Raw genomic sequence first — 18,847 nt, forward strand, 5'->3', positions numbered from 1 at the left:
TCTTGGCCATCGCGGCTGTCACGGTCGCCCTCGCCCCCGCCCCCGCGCTCGCGGCCCCCGCCGAGGAGGAGGTCGACTGCACGAAGGTCAAGTGCGTGGCGCTGACCTTCGACGACGGCCCCGGCAAGTACGCGGGCACGCTGCTCGACACGTTGAAGAAGTACGACGCCAAGGCGACGTTCTTCCTCGAAGGCCAGTACGTGAAGAGCCGCCCCTCCTACGTCAAGCGGATGGTCGCGGAGGGGCACGAGCTGGGCAACCACAGCTACAAGCACCCCGACTTCACCAAGCTGACCGCGCCCGCGATCCGCTCGGAGATCCAGCGGACCAACGACGAGATCAAGAAGGCGGCGGGCGTCGAGCCCAAGCTGCTGCGTCCGCCGTACGGCATGTCGGACCTGACGACGTCGGAGGTCGCCGCCGAGTTCGGCATGCCGATCATCCTGTGGACCGGCGGCTCGGCCGACTGGAGCTCCAAGAACGAGGAGGCGATCAAGAAGCAGACGCTGAAGGTCGCCAAGCAGAACAGCATCGTCCTCATGCACGACTGGGTGAAGCAGACCGTCGACGCGATGCCGTCGATCGTCCGGACGCTGCAGAAGAACGGCTACCACCTCGTCAAGGTGAGCGACATCGTCAAGCACGAGAATCTGAAAGCCGGTGACACGTTCCCCCTCCCCGAGGGCTGGGATAAGTGAGTATCGTTCGCGTTTAGTCGGACGACAGGGGTGTGCGCGTGGCCTTCATCAACTGGGCGGGGAACCAGGCCATCGAACCCGCCGAGGTACGCGTCCCCACCTCCACCGGCGACGTCGTCCGGGCCGTGCGTGACGCGGCGGCGAGCGGGCGACGGCTGCGCATGGTGGGAACGGGCCACTCCTTCACCGGAGTGGCCCTCACCGACGGCCTCATGCTCCGCCCCGACGGGCTGACCGGCGTCGTCTCCTGGCACGACGACAGCGTCACCGTCCTGGCCGGCACCCCGCTCCGCACGCTCAACGAGCTGCTCGGCGAGCGCGGCCTGGCCCTGGCCAACATGGGCGACATCACCGAGCAGACCGTCGCGGGCGCCATCCAGACCGGCACCCACGGCACCGGCCGCGACACCGGCGGCCTGGCCGACCAGGTCACCGCCCTGGAGCTGGTGCTCGCCGACGGCACCGTGACCACCGCCGGGCCCGGCGAGGACCTGTTCGACGCCGCCCGGGTCGGCCTGGGCGCGCTCGGCGTGCTCACCTCCGTCACCTTCCGCGTCGAGCCCGCGTTCCTGCTGCGCAACGAGCGCCGGCGGATGCCGCTGACCCGCATCCTCGACTCGCTCGACGAGCTCACCTCGGGCAACGAGCACCTGGACTTCTTCTGGCTGCCGCACACCGACGCGTGCCTGGTCAAGACCAACAACCGCCACCCGGGACCGGCCAGCCCGCCCGGCGCGTTCCGGCACTGGCTCGACGCCGTCTTCCTGGAGAACACGCTGTTCGGCGCCGCGTGCGCCGCCGGCGCCCGCGTCCCGGCGCTGATCCCGCGCATCAACGCCGTCAGCGCCGCCGCGCTCGGCGACTCCGCCTCCGTCGACACCTCGTACAAGATCTTCACCGCCCGGCGGGACGTGCGCTTCCTGGAGATGGAGTACGCGATCCCGCGCGAGCGGCTCGGCCAGGCGCTGCGCGAGACCCGCGACCTGATCGAGCGGACGGACTGGAAGATCACCTTCCCCGTCGAGGTCCGCGTCACGCCGCCGAGCGACGCGTGGCTGTCCACCGCGTACGGGCGGCCGACCGCGTACCTCGCCTGCCACGTCTACCGGCCCACGCCCAACCCCGCCTACTTCGCCGGCGTCGAGGAGATCATGACCCGGCTCGGCGGGCGGCCCCACTGGGGCAAGCTGCACACCCGCGACGCCGCCTACCTGGCCACCGTCTACCCGCGCTTCGCCGACTTCATCGCGCTGCGCGACCGGCTCGACCCCGGGCGCCTGTTCGCCAACGCCTACCTGGACACCGTCCTCGGCTAAGCCTTTGGTAAAGAACCGGCTGGCGAATCGACGGGATCGCGTGTCCCGTACCCCGTGAACGGCCCGCGGGCGGCACCCTCTTCGCTCGTGCCCCGACGATTCGGCCTGCCCTCCCTGTACCTCGCGGCGGCCGTGGTCACCGCCGCCGCGACGGCCGTCACCACCGCTGTCCCCCTCATGACGCCCGCCTCCGGCCTGGCCGCCCGGCCCCGCCACGCCGAGCCCGCGCGCCCGTACATCGTCACCGCGCGCGACCGGGCGGCCGCCCGCGCCCTCGTCGGCGAGGTGCGCTGGCGGGTGCGCCGCTACTACACCGCCGCCCTGCCCGGCTTCGCCACCGTGCTCAACGCCGCCGAGGAGGCCGAGCTGCGCGCCGACCCGCGCGTGCTCGCCCTCGAACCCGACCGCGCCATCCGCCCCGCCCCCGGGCGCGCGGCCACCCCCGCCCGCACCCCCGGCGGGCGCGGCGTCACCGTGTACGTGGTCGGCAGCGGCATGGACGTGGACCGGTTCGGCGACCGCGCCTGGCGGGCCTTCGACGCCACGGGCGGCACCGGCCACGACTGCACCGGGCACGGCACCCGCGCCGCCCGCGCCGTCGCCGCCGCCGCGCCCCAGGCCAGGATCGCCTCCGTGCGGACGCTCGGCTGCCACGGCGCCGGCAGGCTCTCGGACGTGCTCGCCGGGCTCGACTGGGTGCGCCGGCACGCGCGCGGCCCCGCCGTCACCAGCGTCCCGCTCGACACCGCCGGCTCCCCCGCCCTCACCACCGCCCTGCGCGCCCTCGTCAGATCCGGCGTCTTCGTCACCGCCACCGGCCCCGGCGCCTGCCGGACCGCGCCCGGCGAACCCGCCTACACCGCCGCCGCACCCCATCTCGCCGGCGCCGCAGCCGGATACCTGGAGTCCCATCCGGGCGCGAATCCGGCAGATCTGGCGACTTGGCTCAAGTGCCCGGCGGTGCGCGGCGCGATTCGCCAGAATCCGTCGAGGAGCTCTAACCTCCTCCTGCGCACCGGTGGGCTCTGAAGGGGATGGATTCGTCAAATGTGACCGGCGTCACATCGCCTCCGGGCTATCCCAGGAAGGCGATGTTCGGACATGCCGGGTACGGTGCTGGCAGGCAACCGGCACACGCGAGAGACTCAAGGGTCCGGGGGAAGAATGGCGACGCTGACGAAGGGACTCGCATGCAGGAGCTCCGACTCGTCGCGGTGAGTGAGGACGGCACCTACCTCGTGCTGGCGACTGCCGGACGGGGTACACGCTTCACGCTCCCCGTGGACGACCGGCTCCGTGCTGCCGTCCGCGGCAACTTCTCCCGTCTCGGCCAGTACGAGATCGAAGTGGAGAGCCCGTTGCGTCCCAAGGAGATCCAGGCCCGCATCCGAGCAGGTGAGACCGCGGAAGAGATCGCCGCGACCGCCGGCATCCCGGTCGAGCGCGTCCGCTGGTTCGAGGGCCCGGTCCTCCAGGAGCGCGAGTACGTCGCCCAGCAGGCCCAGCGCGTCACCGTCCGCATGCCCGGCGAGTCCTCGCCCGGCCCCACCCTCGGCGAGCTCGTCGCCGAGCGCCTCAACCGCCGCGGCGTGCCCACCGACGAGATCGACTGGGACTCCGCCAAGCGCGACGACGGCCTGTGGCGGGTCAAGCTCGGCTACGTGTGGAACGGTCACACGAGACACGCCGAATGGCTCTTCGACCCGCGCCGCCGCCACGTCACCCCGCACGACGACGAGGCGCTGCGCCTGTCGTCCGCCGACTTCGACCCCGACCCCGTGACCGAGGACACCACGGTCACGCCCTTCACGCCCCGCGTCGCCAAGCTCCAGCCGGTGCCGCCGCTGGCCTCCGACCCGCTGCCGTTCCCCTCGGTCATCCGCAACGAGCCCGATCCGGAGCCCGCCCTGGAGGCGCCGTTCGACCGGCAGCCGCCGCGCGACCCCGCCCGGGAGACCGGCCAGACCCGCCCCGCCGACCCGCACCGCCGGGCCGGCTCCTCACCCTGGCTGCCCGACTTCGGCCAGTCGCGGGCGACGGACTCCGAGTCCTTCTACGCCCCCCGCCCCACCCGCGACCCCGACCCCCAGCCTTCCTTCACCCCGCCACCGGCCCCGCCGTCACCTGCCGCGTCGTCACCTGCCGCGTCCTCCCCCTCGGCCGAGCCGTACGCGCCCGCCGAGTCGCGGTCGCCTGCCGAAACCCGGCCGCCTGCCGAGACCCGGTCGCCTGAGACGCCGTCGCCGTACAGGTCGTCGGCGCCCTCCTTCCTGCCGCCATCGGCCCCGCCGTCCTCCGCGCAGCCCGAGGACACCGCCGTCCCGTCCCTGCCCGCCGCCGCGGCTCCCCCGGCCGCCGACGTCACATCCCCGGACACCGAGGCTCCCGCGCAGGCCCAGCCCACGACGGCACCGGCCGCCCACCAGGAGCCGGCCACGGCCCCGCCGGCTGCCACGTCCACCGCCCCTGAGCCTTCACCGGCGACCGCCGACACCACGCCTCAGGCAGCGACCCCCGAGCCTGCCGCAACGCCGTCCCAGCCCACGCCCACGTCGGCCGCCGAGGCAGCCGCTCCCGAGGTTGCGCCCGCCACCCCGGACACCCCGCCGGCAACACCGGATGCCGCTCTGGCGACGCCGGATGTCGCCCCGGCAACGCCCGCCGCCGCCCCGGCCCCCGTCGAGGCGGCCACCGCCTCCCTGGAAGCACCGGCCCCCGCTGCCCCGGCGCTCCCCGTACAGGAAGAGAGCGCCCGCGCCGACGCGACCCCGCCCACCACAGCGGACCAGCCGAAGCCCCCTGCCCAGGAGGCCCCGGCCCCGTCCGCCACCCCTGCCGAGGCAACCCAGGACGAGGCCCCCACGGCCGCCGCCACCCCGGCACCCGCAGCGCCCGAGGCCGCCGCCACCCCGGCACCCGCAGCGCCGGAGGCCGCCGAGAAGCCGGCCACCCCGCTCCCGGAGGCCGCCACCGCGCAGCCCACCGAGCCTGCGAAGACCGAGGAGTCCCCGGAGCCCGCCCAGCCCGAGGCCGCACAGGCCGCCGAGCCGGACAAGCCCGCCCAGCCGGTCACCACCACAGCCGACGGCCCCACACAGTCCGAGGCGGCCAAGGCCGAGGAGCCCGTCGCCAAGTCCGACGCGCCCACCGAGGCCGAAAAGCCCACGCAGCCCGACGCCACCAAGGCCGACGACCCCGTCGTCACCAAGACCGACGAGCCTGCCCAGCCGGTCGCGGCCAAGGCCGACGAGCCCACGCAGCCCGACGTCACCAAGGCGGAGGAGCCTGCGGAGCCGGCCGCCGCCAAGGCAGAAGAGCCCGTCGTCACCAAGTCCGACGAGCCCGCACAATCCGAGGAACCCGCACAGCCGGTCGCGGCCAAGACCGACGAGCCCACCCAGGCCGGCGCCAAGGCGGAGGAGCCCGCGGAGGCGGTCGCCGCCAAGGCAGAAGAGCCCGCCGAGCCCGAGGTCCGGAGCAAGCCCGTGGAGGCCGCCGCCTCCACCACGCCCGCCGAGCCTGACGTACAGGCTGAGGCCGAAGCCAAGGGGGCGGCGCCCAAGCCGGGGCCGAAGCCCGGGCCCAAGCCGGTGCCCGCGGCACGGCCGAGCGAGGAGGACGCGAAGGACAAGCCGGCGGCCAAGGAGGAGCCGCCGGTGCCGGTCCCGTCTCCCCCGCCCGCCCCGGCTGCCCGGCAGGCCCGCAAGGGTTCGCGGGGCCGTCGCGCCTCGGTGCCGACGTGGGATGAGATCATGTTCGGCGCCCGCCGCCAGGACTGACCCGCCACATCCGCGCAGAACGACGACCGGGTGGAGCTGGACGACAGCCCCACCCGGGCACAGACCCGCCGTAAGCGACCTTCCAGGCCCCCGGATCCGCCACGCAGGGGCGCGGTCAGGACGGTTGCAGCTCGTCGAAGAAGGCGAGGGCGTCGGCAGGGTCCGGGCTCACGAGGCGCTCCAGGCCCCGCTGCCGTCATCGCCGCCCATCGACCGGCCCGTGGCCGCCATGGCTGGCCGCCCGCCCCGCTTGACCGGCCCTCAGGACCCTCCCGGGCCATCTGAGCTGTCAGAGCTCTCGCCGCCCTGCTCGGAGCCGTCCCTGTGCCGCTCAGGAAGGTCCCCCTGCCGCTCGGGGAGGTCCCCCTGCCGCTCGGGGAGGCCCCCGTGATGCTCGGGGACGTGCGCGCCCCGCTCGGGAGCGGGTGCCAGGAAGGGGGCCAGCCAGTCGGGCGTCACCTCGGCCGGAAAGTCCCTGGCCTGGGCCTCGGAGACGTCGACGGCCGAGTAGCCGCCCCGGCCCGCGCCCACGCCGGCCGTCAGCGTCACGACGCCGGCACGCCGCTGGAACCAGGTCTGCCGCAGCCGCCACCCCACGACGGCGCGCCGCTCCACCACGGCCTGCGTACGCCGCAACGACCCGCCGCGGACGGTCACCCGCTCGCCGTCGTAGCCGTGGCCGAGCGAGCGGTAGCGGTCGAGCCCGAGCGGCACCCCGACGGCGGCCAGCAGGAGGGCCAGCACCAGGACGATCCACCAGATCAGCGAGGCGGTCAGCACGGCGGCCGCGGTGGCGAGCGCGGCGACGGCCAGCCACGGGAAGACGGCGCGGAACAGCCGCCGGTTGCGCGCCACCGGCGGATGGGGGCGCAGCTCCGCCCGGTAGGGGCCGACGGCGTCGCTGGTGACCTGGCGGGCGACGGCCCGGGGTACCACCGGCAGCAGCTGGCCGCGCGTCTCGGAGTCGCCCAGGCCGGTCACGATCGCCCACGCCCTGGCGACGCCGGCCCAGCGTTCGGCGAGGCCCTCGGCGATCTCGTAGCCGCGTACGCGCCGCGATTCGAGCGACACGCTGCGCCGGTTGACGAGCCCGCGTTCGGCGACCAGGTAGCCGTCGCGCCGTTTGAGCTTGAAGTCCCAGTTGAACACCGCGTACATCACGCCACCCACGAACGGCATGGCCACCACGAGCAGCACCGCGATCGCCACGAGCAGCCACGGATGCTCCCAGAGCCAGGTGCCGGCCGTCCAGGCGGCGTCCCTGCCGAACCCGAGCTCGTCCCCCCACTGGAACGCCAGCCCCACCGCACCGCCCGCCAGCGCGAACGGGGTGAGCAGGTAGGCCCCCGACAGCGGCCCGTACAGCAGCCACCGGCGCGGCACGGCGGTGATGACGCGTTCCTCCGGCTCGTGCGGCCGCTCCGGCACGGCGCCCGGCCCGGCGGGGTCGAGGACGCCCTCGGGCACGGCGGTGGCCACCCCGGAACCGGCCCCGGCGGCGTGCGGGCCGGGGTGCGCGTGGCGGGCGGCGGCGGCGCGGCGCAGGAGGACGGGCTTGAGGCGTTCGGCCTCGTGGCGGGTGACGCCGTCGAGCGTGGCCTCGCCGTCGCCGCCGCTCGCCCCCGTGTCGATCTTCAGCACGGACAGGCCGAGCAGCCGGTGCATGGGCGGGGTGGACACGTCGACGCCGCGCACCCGTTCGAGCGGAATCGTCCGCACCGACCGGCTGATCAGCGAGCGCTTGATCTCCAGCCGGTCACCGATGATCTCGTACGTGAACGTGGCCCAGCGGACGACCGCGAACACCACGGTGCCGACCAGGCCCAGCGCAGCCCACAGGTAGGACCGGCCGGAGAAGCCGCCCACGACGAGCACGCCGACGAGCGGCACGAGCAGCGACGGCAGCATCCGGACCGGGTCGATGAGCAGCACCTTGGGGCTCAGCCTGAGCGGCACCCGGGGCGGCGGGAACGCACCGGGCCCCTCCGGCGGCGGGCCCGCGGGACCCTCCGGAAGGGACGGCGGCGGAGGGGGCGGCTGCGGGGGCGGGGCGCCGGTCACGTGGCGTCGTCCCTGAGCTGCTCGGCGCGGCGAGCGAGCTCTTCGGCGAGCCCGGCCGCCACCTGGTGGTCGAGCCCCTTGATCGTGGAGGACCCGGCGTGCGAGGCGGTGCGGATCTCCAGGGTCGCCAGCCCGAGCATCCGTTCCATCCACCCCTGTCCCTTGTCGACCGTCTGGATGCGGCTGACCGGCACGAACACCCACTCCCGGGTCAGGAACCCCTGCCGGGCGTAGACGACATCTCCCGACAGCTCCCACCGGTGCACCGCGTAGCGCACGAACGGCTCCGCCACCAGGAACGGCGTCGTCAGCACGCCCACGACGACCGGCAGCAGCCACGGCGCGCTGGCGAACCAGCCGGGCACCCACGACCAGCCGCTGCCGCCCACCCAGCCGCCCACGAGGATGGACCCGCCCACGAGCAGCACGAACCCGATCAGCGCCTCCAGCAGCCAGAGCCCCCGGGCTCTGGGCGAGACGCGGTTCGCCGGGTCGCGGAGCGGGCCAGTTGAGTTCACGACTCCAGCTTAGGGCTCGCGCCGATGTCAGCGATCTGTCAGCGGCCGGTGGAGCGTGTGGGCAAAGTGTCAGTGGCGTCGGGCAGGGTGATGCCCATGGGATACGCGATTGAAGCCGAAGGCCTGGTGAAGCACTACGGCGAGACCAAGGCGCTCGACGGCGTCGACCTCGCCGTGCCGGCCGGCCGGCTGCTCGGCGTGCTCGGGCCCAACGGCGCGGGCAAGACCACGGCCGTGCGCATCCTGGCGACCCTGCTGGTGCCCGACGCCGGGCGCGCTTCGGTGCTCGGTTACGACATCGGCCGCCAGGCGCACCAGGTCAGGTCGCTGATCGGCCTCACCGGGCAGTACGCCGCCGTCGACGAGATGCTCACCGGGGTGGAAAACCTGATCATGATCGGCCGGCTGCTCGGCCTGTCCCGGAGCGAGGCGCGGCGGGAGGCGACGGCGCTGCTGGAGCGGTTCGATCTGACCGAGGCCGGAGGGCGGGCCGCCAAGACGTTCTCGGGCGGCATGCGCAGGCGGCTCGACCTGGCCGCGAGCCTGGTGGGCCGGCCGAAGGTGCTGTTCCTCGACGAGCCCACCACCGGCCTCGACCCGCGCAGCCGCACCGAGCTGTGGGGCGTGGTGCGCGGCCTGATGGCCGACGGGGTGACCGTCCTGCTCACCACCCAGTATCTGGAGGAGGCCGACCAGCTCGCCGACGACATCGTGGTCTTCGACCACGGCAAGGTGATCGCGACCGGCACCTCCGACCAGCTCAAGGCCACCACCGGCGCCCAGGTGCTGGAGGTGCGGCCGATGGAGGAGCACCAGCTGGAGCTGGTGGCCAAGGTCGTCACCGACGTCGTGGAGGAGACCCCGGCGATCGCGGGCGGCAAGGTCACCGCCGCCGTGCGCGACCCGGCCGTGGTGCCCGCCGTCGTGCGCCGCCTCGACGACCTCGGCATCGTGGCCACCGAGCTGGCGCTGCGCAAGTCCAGCCTCGACGAGGTGTTCCTGGCGCTGACCGGGCACCGCGCCGAGGAGCCGGAGAAGACCGACGAGGAGACCTACGCATGACCGCGACCACCGCCTCCCTGCCCGCGCCGCCGAGGCGGGTGAGCCCCGGCGCCACGGTCGGCCAGACGATGACGCTGGCGTGGCGCAGCCTGGTGCAGATCAAGCACAACCCGTGGGAGCTGCTCGATCTCAGCATCCAGCCGATCATGTTCCTGCTGCTGTTCACGTACGTTTTCGGCGGCGCGATCTCCGGCTCGACGGGCGACTACCTGCAGTTCGCGCTGCCCGGCCTGCTCGTGCAGAACGCGCTGTTCTACACGCTGTCCACGGCGATCGGGCTCAACACCGACATCACCAAGGGCGTCTTCGACCGGCTGCGGAGCCTGCCGATCGCGCGCACCGCGCCGCTGGCCGGGCGGGTCATCGCCGACACGTTCAAGCAGGTGTGGGCGTTCGCGCTGCTGGTCGGGTTCGGGATGGCGCTCGGGTTCCGGGTGACGACCGGCGTGGCCGGGCTGCTGGGCGCGCTGGCGCTGCTGGTGGTCGTGGCGCTGGCGATGTCGTGGATGTCGGTGCTGATCGGGCTCAAGGCGTCCAGCCCGGAGAAGGTGCAGATGGTGGCCTTCTCGGTGATGATGCCGCTGACGTTCACCAGCAGCGCGCTGGTGTCGCCCGACACGTTCCCGGGCTGGCTGAAGGCGTGGTCCGACGTCAACCCGGTGAGCCACCTGTCCGACGCCATCCGCGGGCTGATGATCGGCGGCGAGGTGGCCTCCCCGGCGCTGGTGTCGCTGCTCTGGTCGGCGGGCTTCGTGGTGGTGTTCGCGCCGCTGGCCATCAGGGTCTTCCGCACCCGCCTCTGACGCTCCCGCGAGCCCGGTTCCGGGTCTCGCGGGTCAGACCCGCAGGGCGAGGGCGATGACGGCGTCCCGGTCCATCCGGCGGCCGCGCGCGAGGTGGCGGCCGAACTCCGCCGCCCCGAGCGCGGCCTCGGTGTCGCCGGTGATCCGTACATGGTCGAAGTCCACGACGGCGGCGATGCCCTTGACCGCCTCGGCCCCGCCCAGCAGCGCGGCGGCGTCCTCGGCCCGCCCGGCCGCCAGCGCGACGGCGGCGCAGGCGATGACCGCGATGCCGATGAGCTGCGCGTCGCCCGACTGCGCCGCCTGCTCCAGCCCGAGCGCCACCAGCCGCCGCGCCTCGGGAAGATCTCCTTCCTGTACGGACAGCAGGCCGCGGGAGGCGTTGACCGCCGAGACCATCTGGAGCGGCACCCCGCGCGCCCGCTCCATGATCTCCGCGGACCGCGCGAAGAGCTCGCGGGCGGTGGCCAGGTCGCCGTCCTGGCGGGCGAACTCGCCCCACGCGCCCACCACGCCCGCCTCGCCCACCTGGTCGCCGTTCTCCGTGACCAGCCGGACGACCTCGCGCAGCATCTCCTCCGCCTCCGCCCGGCGGCCCAGCTGGTTGAGCCCGAGCGCCAGCCTGGCCCGCATGTACGCGGTGTCGTCCTGGGCGCCCAGCTCGTCCATCACCCGCAGCGCCTCCCGCATGACGGCGATGCCCCGGGCGCTCTCGCCGCGCAGCAGGAGGACGTCCGACATGCCGGCCAGGGCGGTGCCGGCGCCCCAGCGGTCACCGGCCGCGCGGAAGCCGTCCAGCGCCGCCAGGTAGTCGCGCTCGCCCTCCTCGATGCGCCCGGCCGCGTAGTGGGCCAGCCCGCCGCACAGCCGCCCCGCCGCCACCACCCACGGGTCCGGATGGCGGGCCATCTCGGCCATAAGCTGCTCGGCCTCCGGCTGGGTGGCGCCGAACATCACGAACATCGGCCCCACCATCGCCACCAGCGGGTGGTGCGGCGGCGGGCCCTTGAGCCTGCCGATCTCCGCCTGGGCCTCGCCCGCCTCCTCCCACGACAGCATCGTGCCGAGCCCGTTCAGCACGTACACGGCCAGGCCCAGGGCCCGCGCGGGTCCCGGCGCGCCGGGCGTGGCCTGCAGCACCTCGCGCGCCCTGAGCGCGCCCTCCAGCCGGTGGCCGCGCAGCCACCAGTACCAGCCCAGCGCCCCGACCAGCCGCAACGCCACCGCGGCCGCTCCCCCGCCGGACGCGGCGGTGCCGGCGCTGTCGGTGGCGTTGGCGGTCGCCCAGCGCAGGGCGGCCGTCAGGTTCTCGTGCTCCGCCGTCAGCTCGGCCAGCCGGTCGAGCTGCGCGCCGGTGCGCAGGCCCGGCTCGGCCGCCTCGGCCAGCTCCGTGAAGTGATGGGCGTGCCTGCGGCGCACGTCCTCCAGCTCGCCCGATTCGGCGAGGCGTTCGTGGGCGTACGCGCGGATCGTCTCCAGCATCCGATAACGTCCGCCGTCGAACACCACGAGCGACTTGTCCACCAGCCGGGTGAGCGGCTCCAGCACGTCCCCGTACAGCCGCTCGATCGTCGCCAGCCCGGCGCCCCCGGCGAACACCGACAGCCTCCGGCCCAGCGCCCGCTCCTGCTCGTCCAGCAGGTTCCAGCTCCACTCCACCACCGCCCGCAGCGTCTGGTGGCGCGGCTGGGCCGTCCGGCTGCCGCTGCTGAGCAACCGGAACTGGCCCACGCCGCCCAGCCGGGAGGCGATCTCCGGGGCGGACATCGACCGCAGCCGGGCGGCGGCCAGCTCGATCGCGAGCGGCATCCCGTCCAGCGCCCGGCAGATCGCCACGACCGCCTCGGTGTCCGCGCCCACCTGGTACCCGGGCCGCACGGCGGCGGCCCGCTCGGCGAACAGCCGCACGGCGGGATACGCGCCGGCCTCGTCCGCGCCCGTCCCCGCAGGCGGCAGGCCCAGCGGCGGCAGCGCCCAGGTGACCTCGCCGGTGATGCCCAGCGGCTCCCGGCTCGTCGCCAGGATCCGCACCCCCGGGCAGTCGGCCAGCACCCGGTCCGCCACCCGGGCCGCCTGCTCCACCACGTGCTCGCAGTTGTCCAGCACGATGAGCAGCCGCTTGCCGCGCAGCGCCGCCACCAGCCGGTCCAGCGGCTCCGTCACGCCCAGCCCGGCCGCCTGCGGCAACGCGTCGCGCACGTCCAGCGCGCTCGTGACGCTCTGCACCACGCCCGCCTCGTCCTGTACGGGCGCGAGCTCGGCCAGCCACACCCCGTCGGGCAGCTCCGCGCTCCCGGCCACCTCCGTGGCCAGCCGCGTCTTCCCCGCCCCGCCGGGGCCGATCAGCGTCACCAGCCGATGCCCGCCCACCAGCCCGGCGGTGTAGGCGAGGTCCCATTCCCGGCCCACGAAGCTCGTCAACCGCGCCCGCACGTTCCCCCGCTTGCTCCCGTCGTACTCGAACGCCCCCACCCCGCCGACCCGGGCCGATCCCCCCTCCCCCGCCCCCTCCACGCGGGCTGCGCCTCCCGGGCGGGGTGCACCACTGTGAGCAGCCGCCCCCTCCACAGGGTGCGCGCCCTCCCCGAGGAAGTGCGGACGTACGAGAGCCACCCCACCTGCGGGAGACGCGACCGAGTCGGACGGGACCCCCTCCACAGGGTGCGCGCCCTCCCCGAGGTGCTGCGGGCGTACGGCAGGCGCCGCGCCAGCGAGGCCCACCACCGGAGCGGAGGGGGCCCCCTCCGCTGGGTGGGCCTCCTCCGGACGGGGGGCGCCGCCCGGGCGGGGTGCGTCTCCCGGGTAGGGGGCGCCACTGTGAGGGGCCACCTCCTCCGCAAGGTGCGTGCCCTCGCCGGAGGGGTGCGGACGGGGGGTGGGCCTGGAGGGGTGCAGGGCTGGAGGGGGTGGCTCGGTGCCGGGGGGCCGGGCGGTTTCCGGGAGAGGGCTCTCGGGGTGGAAGGCTTCCGGGGCGGGGGGCTCTTCCGGGAGGTCCGGGGTGGTCCCCCGGGTGTGCGTGGTTTCCGGGGTGGGGTGGGCGTCGCGGAGGAGGGTGAGGTGGAGGGAGGTGAGGGCGGGCGAGGGGTCGGCGCCGAGTTCGTCGCGGAAGGTGCGGCGGGCTTCCTCGTACGCGGCCAGTGCCTCGACGCGGCGTCCCGCGCCGTGGAGGGCGCGCATGCGTTGGGCGTGCAGGCGCTCGCGGAGAGGGTGGGCGGCGAGGAGGCCGGCGAGTTCGTCGAGCAGGCCGGCGGGGCGGCCGAGGAGCAGGTCGGCTTCGATGCGGTCCTCGACGGCCGACAGGCGGCGGCTTTCCAGGTGGGCGGCGGGGCCGGCGGCGCAGCCGGGGAGGCCGGCGAGGACGGGGCCGCGCCACAGGGCGAGGGCTTCGCGCAGGAGGGCGGCGGCGGTGCGGGGGTCGCCGGCGGCGAGGGCGGCGTGCCCTTGCCCGGCGAGGACGGTGAAGCGTCGCGCGTCGACCTGATCGGGATCCGCGATCAGCCGATACCCGGACGGATCGGCCACCACGAGCTGGCGTGCCCAGTTTTTTCCGAGCGCCGTGCGGAGCCTGGAGACGAGCGCCTGGAGGGCGTTGGCGACGGCGGCGGGTTCGCGGTCGTCCCAGATCCCGGCGACGAGGCGTTCGACTGGAACGGTCCGGCCGGCGTCGAGAACGAGCAGGCCAAGGAGGGTGCGCAGGCGCCGCCCCGCGATGTCGACGAGCTCGCCGTCTCGCCGGACCTCGAGCGGGCCGAGGACGGCGAAGGTGATGCTGGTGTCCCGCTCCATCCCTCGATTGTGGCGGATTTCGGGCCCTCCACCGGCCACCGACCCTGGCGAAACGGTCGGCGCACCGCCGAGACGCGCGTAGCATCATCCGGCATGGGGCTGCGTAACAGGGCTGGACGCGTGCGACGCATCGCCGTCATGGTGACAGCGGTGGCGAGCGCGTTCGCTTTGTCCGGGTGCGCCACCGTCTTCGGAAGGTCCGAAGCCAGCGACATCGCGCGGATCAACGTCTCCGGGCCGGATCTTCGCGAGGGCAAGCCGCTGCCTCGCCAGCACTCCTGCAAGGGCACCGCGGGGAGCCCGGCGTTGCGCTGGTCGAGCCGTCCGCTGCCCGACGCGAAGTCGATCGCGATCGTGGTGGACTCCCACACCCAGGCCGAGCCTGCCGTGCACTGGGTGATCTACAACATCCCGGCGACCACGACCGAGCTGGGGCCGGGGGCCTCGGAGAGCCCGCCGGACGGCTCGGGCCAGGCGGTGGTCACCGGAGGGAAGACGGGCTATCAGCCCCCGTGCGACGACAAGGGCAGCTACCGTTTCAGTGTCTACACACTGAGCGGGAAGGTGGAGTCCGAGAAGGACGCTCCGCTTTCCAAGATCTTGAAGGAGATCGCGGACAGGACCATTGCCCGCGGACGGCTCACGGCGGTCGACATTGAGTGACAGCCCGGAAGCAGTCGGTAGTACTGGTTACCAATTCTTCACTTAGGGTGTGACAACGCTCGTCGTAGTCCGCCAGAATCAGATCCAATTGTTAGGCGCTGGTGATCAAAGGGGGCAGATCGCGTCGATGGCCGCGCGATCTCACCGGTGCCACAGGGAGGCCATGGCTTTGAGGGTGGTGCAATGACCGCGGTTATCGTGAGCTTGGTCGCTGTCGTGCTCCTCGTGCTCGTCGTCGTGGCACTGGGCATGCGTTCCATGAACCGGCGGGAGAGCTCTCTCCCTCCCGAACGGCTGAAGGAGATGGCCGAGAAGGAGGAGAAGACGCACGCGCGGTCGACGGACGAGTTCGCCGCGCACGAGCCGCGGATGAGCAAGTTCAGCCCGGATTTCAGCCCGATCGACGAGCCGAAGCCCAAACCGGTGCGTACGGGGCAGCGTGGCAAGCGTGGCGTCGACGAGTGGGGCAACCCGCACTCCGACGACGAGGACGAGGAGTTCTGGGCCAACATCCGCAGCGACGCGGAGGAGGGCGGCTTCGGCGCGGGCGGCACGGTCGCGGCGCGCAAGGGCGCCTCCCGGCCGGTCGAGCGCGAGCGTCCCGCCGCCGACCGTCCCGCCGAGCGTCCCGCCGCCGCCGACCGGCCTACCGACCGGCCCGCTGACCGGCCCGCCGCCGAGCGGCCCGCCGGGCGCCCGGAGCGTCCTTCGCGCCGGGCCAAGCGCGAGCCCGTCGCCGCCGACCCCAACGCCGCCACCGTGCAGGCGCCGCTGCCGCAGCGGCCCGCCAAGGCCCCGGCTCCCGCCGCCGCTTCGGGCCTGGCCGACCTGGTCGAGCCGGTGCAGCGGCCCGCCCGCTCCAGCGCCGACCTGGCCGACCAGCGCACGATGACGTTCGCGGCCCCGACGGCCGACGTGCTGTCCATCCTCGGCGCGGGCGCCCAGCCGGTGCCGCCGGCCCGCCCCGAGCCGACCGGCTCCTACCCGGGCAGCGGCTCCTTTCCCGCGACCGGCTCCCCGTCGAGCGGCTCCTTCCCGGCCGCGGCCTCGCCGTCGAGCGGTTCGTTCCCCGCCACGAGCGCCGCCTCCACGGGCGCCTTCACCGCCGTGCCCGCCTCCCCCATCCACGGCGCCCCGACCAGCGACCCGTTCCCGGCCTACAACGGCGGCTCCGCCCAGGGCTCCACCGGCCCGCTCGACTCCCCGTGGCCCGCCCCTCCCGGCGCCTCCCCCGGCATCTCCTCCCCGGGCACCACGTCCGGCTCCTGGGCGGCCTCTCCCGACATCCTCGACGACCCGGGCCCCGCCTCCACCCCGAGCGGCTCCTGGCCGGCCTTCGAGCCGCAGCAGCCGGCCTACCCCGCCTCCTACGAGGTGCGCGCCGGGTGGGCGGTGGCCGACGACTCCGACGCGCTGACCGGCCCGTCGCCCGTCACCGGCACCCCGACGGCGCCCGCCCGCGCGGTGTCGGCCTACGACGACGTGCTGTCGGCGCCGCCTCCGGCGCAGGTCCCCGGGCAGTCCTACGCGTACGAGACGGGCGACTTCACCAGCCCCGCGATGAGCCAGCCGGGTCAGGCCGCGTGGCCGGAGCCGCCGGCGCCGGCCGCCGGGTGGCCCGGCTACGGCGCGCCCGAGCCGGGTGGCAGGCCCGCCGCGCGCCCGCGGCCGACTCCCGAGCAGGAGTTCCCCGACTACTACCGCTGACGTCCGGCGGCCGAGATCCCCGTCCTGGTTCCCAGGGCGGGGATCTCGCGCGTCCGGCCGGACCGTCCCGTCAGGGACGGCAGGTCTGTCCCGTCAGAACGGCCGGACCGTACGTCGGGAGCGCCGGACTGTCCCGTCAGGGAGCGGTTCCTCCCGGGCTCGAAGGCCGAGGGTTCGTGGCCCTTCGGTAAAACCCGGGGTGCACGTCTCACGCGCGGCCCCAGCGGCATTAGGGTTTTCGCATGTTCCGCGTCACGAAGAGTAGCGTCATGGCCACGCTCCGATACGACGTGCCCGCCTCGCTCGTGGTGTTCCTGGTCGCCGTGCCCCTTTCGCTGGGGATCGCGATGGCCTCGGGCGCCCCGTTCGCCGCCGGGCTGATCGCGGCCGTGGTCGGGGGGATCGTGGCCGGGGCGCTCGGCGGCTCGGCCGTGCAGGTGAGCGGCCCGGCGGCGGGCCTCTCGCTGGTGGTGGCGGACCTGGTCCACACCTACGGCTGGCGGGCCACCTGCATGATCACCCTGCTGGCGGGGGCGGTGCAGCTCGTGCTGGGGGTGTTCCGGGCGGCGCGGGCGGCGCTGGCGGTGTCGCCCGCGGTGATCCACGGCATGCTCGCGGGCGTCGGCGTGGTCATCGCGCTCGCGCAGCTCCACGTCGTGCTGGGCGGCAGCCCTCAGTATTCGGCGATGGCGAACCTGGTGGAGCTGCCCGGCCAGCTCGCGGAGCTGCACGGCCACAAGATCGCGGTCGGCCTGCTCATGATCACCGTGCTGGCGGTGTGGAGCAGGCTGCCGAAGCCGGTCAAGGCGGTGCCGGCGCCGCTGGCCGCACTGGTGATCGCCTCGCTGAGCGCGTGGGCGTTCGGCTGGGACGTGACGCGCATCGATTTGTCCGGCACGTTCACCGAGTGGTCGTTCCCGGTGCTGCCGCAGGGCGACTGGCACGTGATCGTGGCGGCCGTGCTGCTTCTGGCGCTGCTGGCCGGGGTGGAGTCGCTGCTGTGCTCGGTGGCGGTCGACAGCATGCACAAGGGCCCGCGCGGCGACCTGGACCAGGAGCTGACCGGTCAGGGCGTGGCCAACATGGTGGCGGGCGCGCTGGGCGGCCTGCCGCTCGCGGGCGTGATCGTGCGCAGCACCACGAACGTGAAGGCGGGCGCGCGCAGCCGGATGTCGGCGATCCTGCACGGCGTGTGGGTGCTGCTGTTCGCGCTGGGCTTCGGCTGGGCGATCCAGCTGATCCCGATGGAGGCGCTGGCGGCGCTGCTGGTGTTCATCGGCGTGCAGATGGTCAACCTGGGGCACGTGCGCAAGGTGCACGGCCACGGCGAGGTCCCGGTCTACATGGTGACGATGGCCGGTGTGGTGGTGCTGGGGCTGGCCGAGGGGGTGCTGTTCGGGCTGGCGCTGGCGGCGCTGCTGGCGCTGCGGCGGCTGACGTGGGTGACGGTCAGGACGCGGCAGGAGGCCGGCGGGCGGCACCACGCGACGATCTCGGGCTCGCTGACGTTCCTCGGGGTGCCGAGGCTCACCCAGGAGCTGCGCGCCATCCCCGCCGGGGCGTCGGTGGACCTCGACCTCAACATCGACTTCATGGACAACGCGGCGTTCGAGGCGATCCACTCCTGGCGGCTGGACCACGAGAGGTCGGGCGGCACCGTCGACATCGACGAGCTGCACGACGAGTGGTACACGCTGGCGGCCAGCGGCGCCCGCATGTACCCGGCCAAGACGCCGGCGCGCCCGCCGGACCGGTCGTGGCTGCCGTGGTCGCACCGGGGCCGCCGCAAGCCGCACCGGATGCTGCCGTTGCACCCGGCCGACTGCCAGCTCACGGTGGGGGCGCGGGAGTATCACCGGCGTACGGCGCCGCTGGTGCGGCCGATCCTCACCGAGCTGGCCGGCAAGCAGCAGCAGCCGACGCACCTGTTCATCACGTGCGCCGACTCGCGGATCATGCCGAGCCTGATCACGTCGAGCGGCCCCGGCGACCTGTTCACCGTGCGCAACATCGGCAACCTGGTGCCGCGCCGGGGCGCCGAGCCGAACGACGACTCGGTGAGCGCGGCGATCGAGTACGCGACGCAGGTGCTGGGCGTGCACACGATCACGGTGTGCGGGCATTCGGGCTGCGGGGCGATGGCCGGGCTGCTGAGCGGCGGGGTGAAGGCGGGCAGCCTGCCGGGGATGCGGCGCTGGCTACGGCACGGCAACCACAGTCTGGCCAGGTTCATCGAGACGGAGGGCGACCGGCTCGACGGCGGCGCGCTGGACGTGCTGTGCCGGGTGAACGTCCAGCAGCAGCTGGAGAACCTGCGCACCTACCGCAAGGTGGACGAGCAGGTCAGGGCCGGGCGGCTGAAGCTGGTGGGCCTCTACTTCGACATCGGCTCGGCGCGGGTGCACATCCTGCCGCCGGCGCCGTCCTCGCTCACGGTCAAGAGCTGAATCACGT

12 protein-coding genes and 1 pseudogene are annotated in these 18,847 nt (G+C 74.2%); 9 read left to right on the forward strand and 4 right to left on the reverse strand.

Annotation, left to right across the window (positions count from 1 at the left end; genetic code table 11):
• Nucleotides 1-2 precede the first annotated feature (2 nt).
• From ACWDXC_RS10900 to sepH, 4 genes are all read left to right on the forward strand, one after another.
• The gene (locus ACWDXC_RS10900; protein ID WP_449980491.1) at nt 3-698 is read left to right on the forward strand and encodes a polysaccharide deacetylase family protein; all 696 of its coding nucleotides are present in this window, start codon (nt 3-5) and stop codon (nt 696-698) included.
• Nucleotides 699-736: 38 nt separating this feature from the next.
• Nucleotides 737-2,014: a D-arabinono-1,4-lactone oxidase gene (locus ACWDXC_RS10905; RefSeq protein WP_449980494.1), complete on the forward strand. Its 1,278-nt coding sequence runs from the start codon at nt 737-739 to the stop codon at nt 2,012-2,014.
• An 87-nt stretch (nt 2,015-2,101) separates the two neighbouring features.
• Complete coding sequence (locus ACWDXC_RS10910; protein ID WP_449980498.1) at nt 2,102-3,043, forward strand: hypothetical protein; 942 nt, start codon at nt 2,102-2,104, stop codon at nt 3,041-3,043.
• Between the two features lie 161 nt (nt 3,044-3,204).
• Entirely contained in the window at nt 3,205-5,793 is a 2,589-nt protein-coding gene (sepH, locus tag ACWDXC_RS10915) for a septation protein SepH (RefSeq protein WP_449980501.1), read from the forward strand.
• A gap of 261 nt (nt 5,794-6,054) precedes the next feature.
• On the opposite strand, the gene ACWDXC_RS10920 is transcribed toward sepH, so the two are convergent.
• Nucleotides 6,055-7,749 carry a PH domain-containing protein gene (locus tag ACWDXC_RS10920; RefSeq protein ID WP_449980504.1) on the reverse strand — a complete coding sequence of 565 codons (1,695 nt, stop codon included), beginning with the start codon at nt 7,747-7,749 and terminating at the stop codon, nt 6,055-6,057.
• A gap of 101 nt (nt 7,750-7,850) precedes the next feature.
• Nucleotides 7,851-8,372, reverse strand: a complete 522-nt coding sequence (locus tag ACWDXC_RS10925; protein ID WP_449980507.1) for a PH domain-containing protein — start codon at nt 8,370-8,372, stop codon at nt 7,851-7,853.
• Between the two features lie 96 nt (nt 8,373-8,468).
• Here ACWDXC_RS10925 and ACWDXC_RS10930 point away from each other — a divergent pair, with 96 nt between their 5' ends.
• Entirely contained in the window at nt 8,469-9,434 is a 966-nt protein-coding gene (locus tag ACWDXC_RS10930; protein ID WP_219507728.1) for an ATP-binding cassette domain-containing protein, read from the forward strand.
• A complete protein-coding gene (locus ACWDXC_RS10935) occupies nt 9,431-10,237 on the forward strand; it encodes an ABC transporter permease (protein ID WP_364169356.1) in 807 nt (268 codons plus the stop codon). Before ACWDXC_RS10930 ends, ACWDXC_RS10935 begins: the two co-directional genes overlap by 4 nt.
• A 33-nt stretch (nt 10,238-10,270) precedes the next feature.
• On the opposite strand, the gene ACWDXC_RS10940 is transcribed toward ACWDXC_RS10935, so the two are convergent.
• The gene (locus ACWDXC_RS10940) at nt 10,271-12,751 is read right to left on the reverse strand and encodes an ATP-binding protein (protein ID WP_449981032.1); all 2,481 of its coding nucleotides are present in this window, start codon (nt 12,749-12,751) and stop codon (nt 10,271-10,273) included.
• 591 nt (nt 12,752-13,342) lie between these two features.
• Nucleotides 13,343-14,023 (reverse strand): annotated as a pseudogene (locus tag ACWDXC_RS10945) (AfsR/SARP family transcriptional regulator); the annotation flags it as partial.
• A 138-nt stretch (nt 14,024-14,161) separates the two neighbouring features.
• On the opposite strand from ACWDXC_RS10945, the gene ACWDXC_RS10950 reads away from it, so the two are divergent.
• The 3 genes from ACWDXC_RS10950 (at nt 14,162) to ACWDXC_RS10960 (ending at nt 18,840) form a co-directional block, all read left to right on the forward strand.
• A complete protein-coding gene (locus ACWDXC_RS10950) occupies nt 14,162-14,686 on the forward strand; it encodes a YbhB/YbcL family Raf kinase inhibitor-like protein (protein ID WP_449981022.1) in 525 nt (174 codons plus the stop codon).
• A 198-nt stretch (nt 14,687-14,884) separates the two neighbouring features.
• Complete coding sequence (locus ACWDXC_RS10955) at nt 14,885-16,393, forward strand: hypothetical protein (protein ID WP_449980512.1); 1,509 nt, start codon at nt 14,885-14,887, stop codon at nt 16,391-16,393.
• Nucleotides 16,394-16,662: 269 nt separating this feature from the next.
• The gene (locus ACWDXC_RS10960) at nt 16,663-18,840 is read left to right on the forward strand and encodes a SulP family inorganic anion transporter (RefSeq protein WP_449980515.1); all 2,178 of its coding nucleotides are present in this window, start codon (nt 16,663-16,665) and stop codon (nt 18,838-18,840) included.
• Nucleotides 18,841-18,847: the final 7 nt, after the last annotated feature.

It is taken from the genome of Nonomuraea sp. NPDC003214, assembly GCF_053590035.1.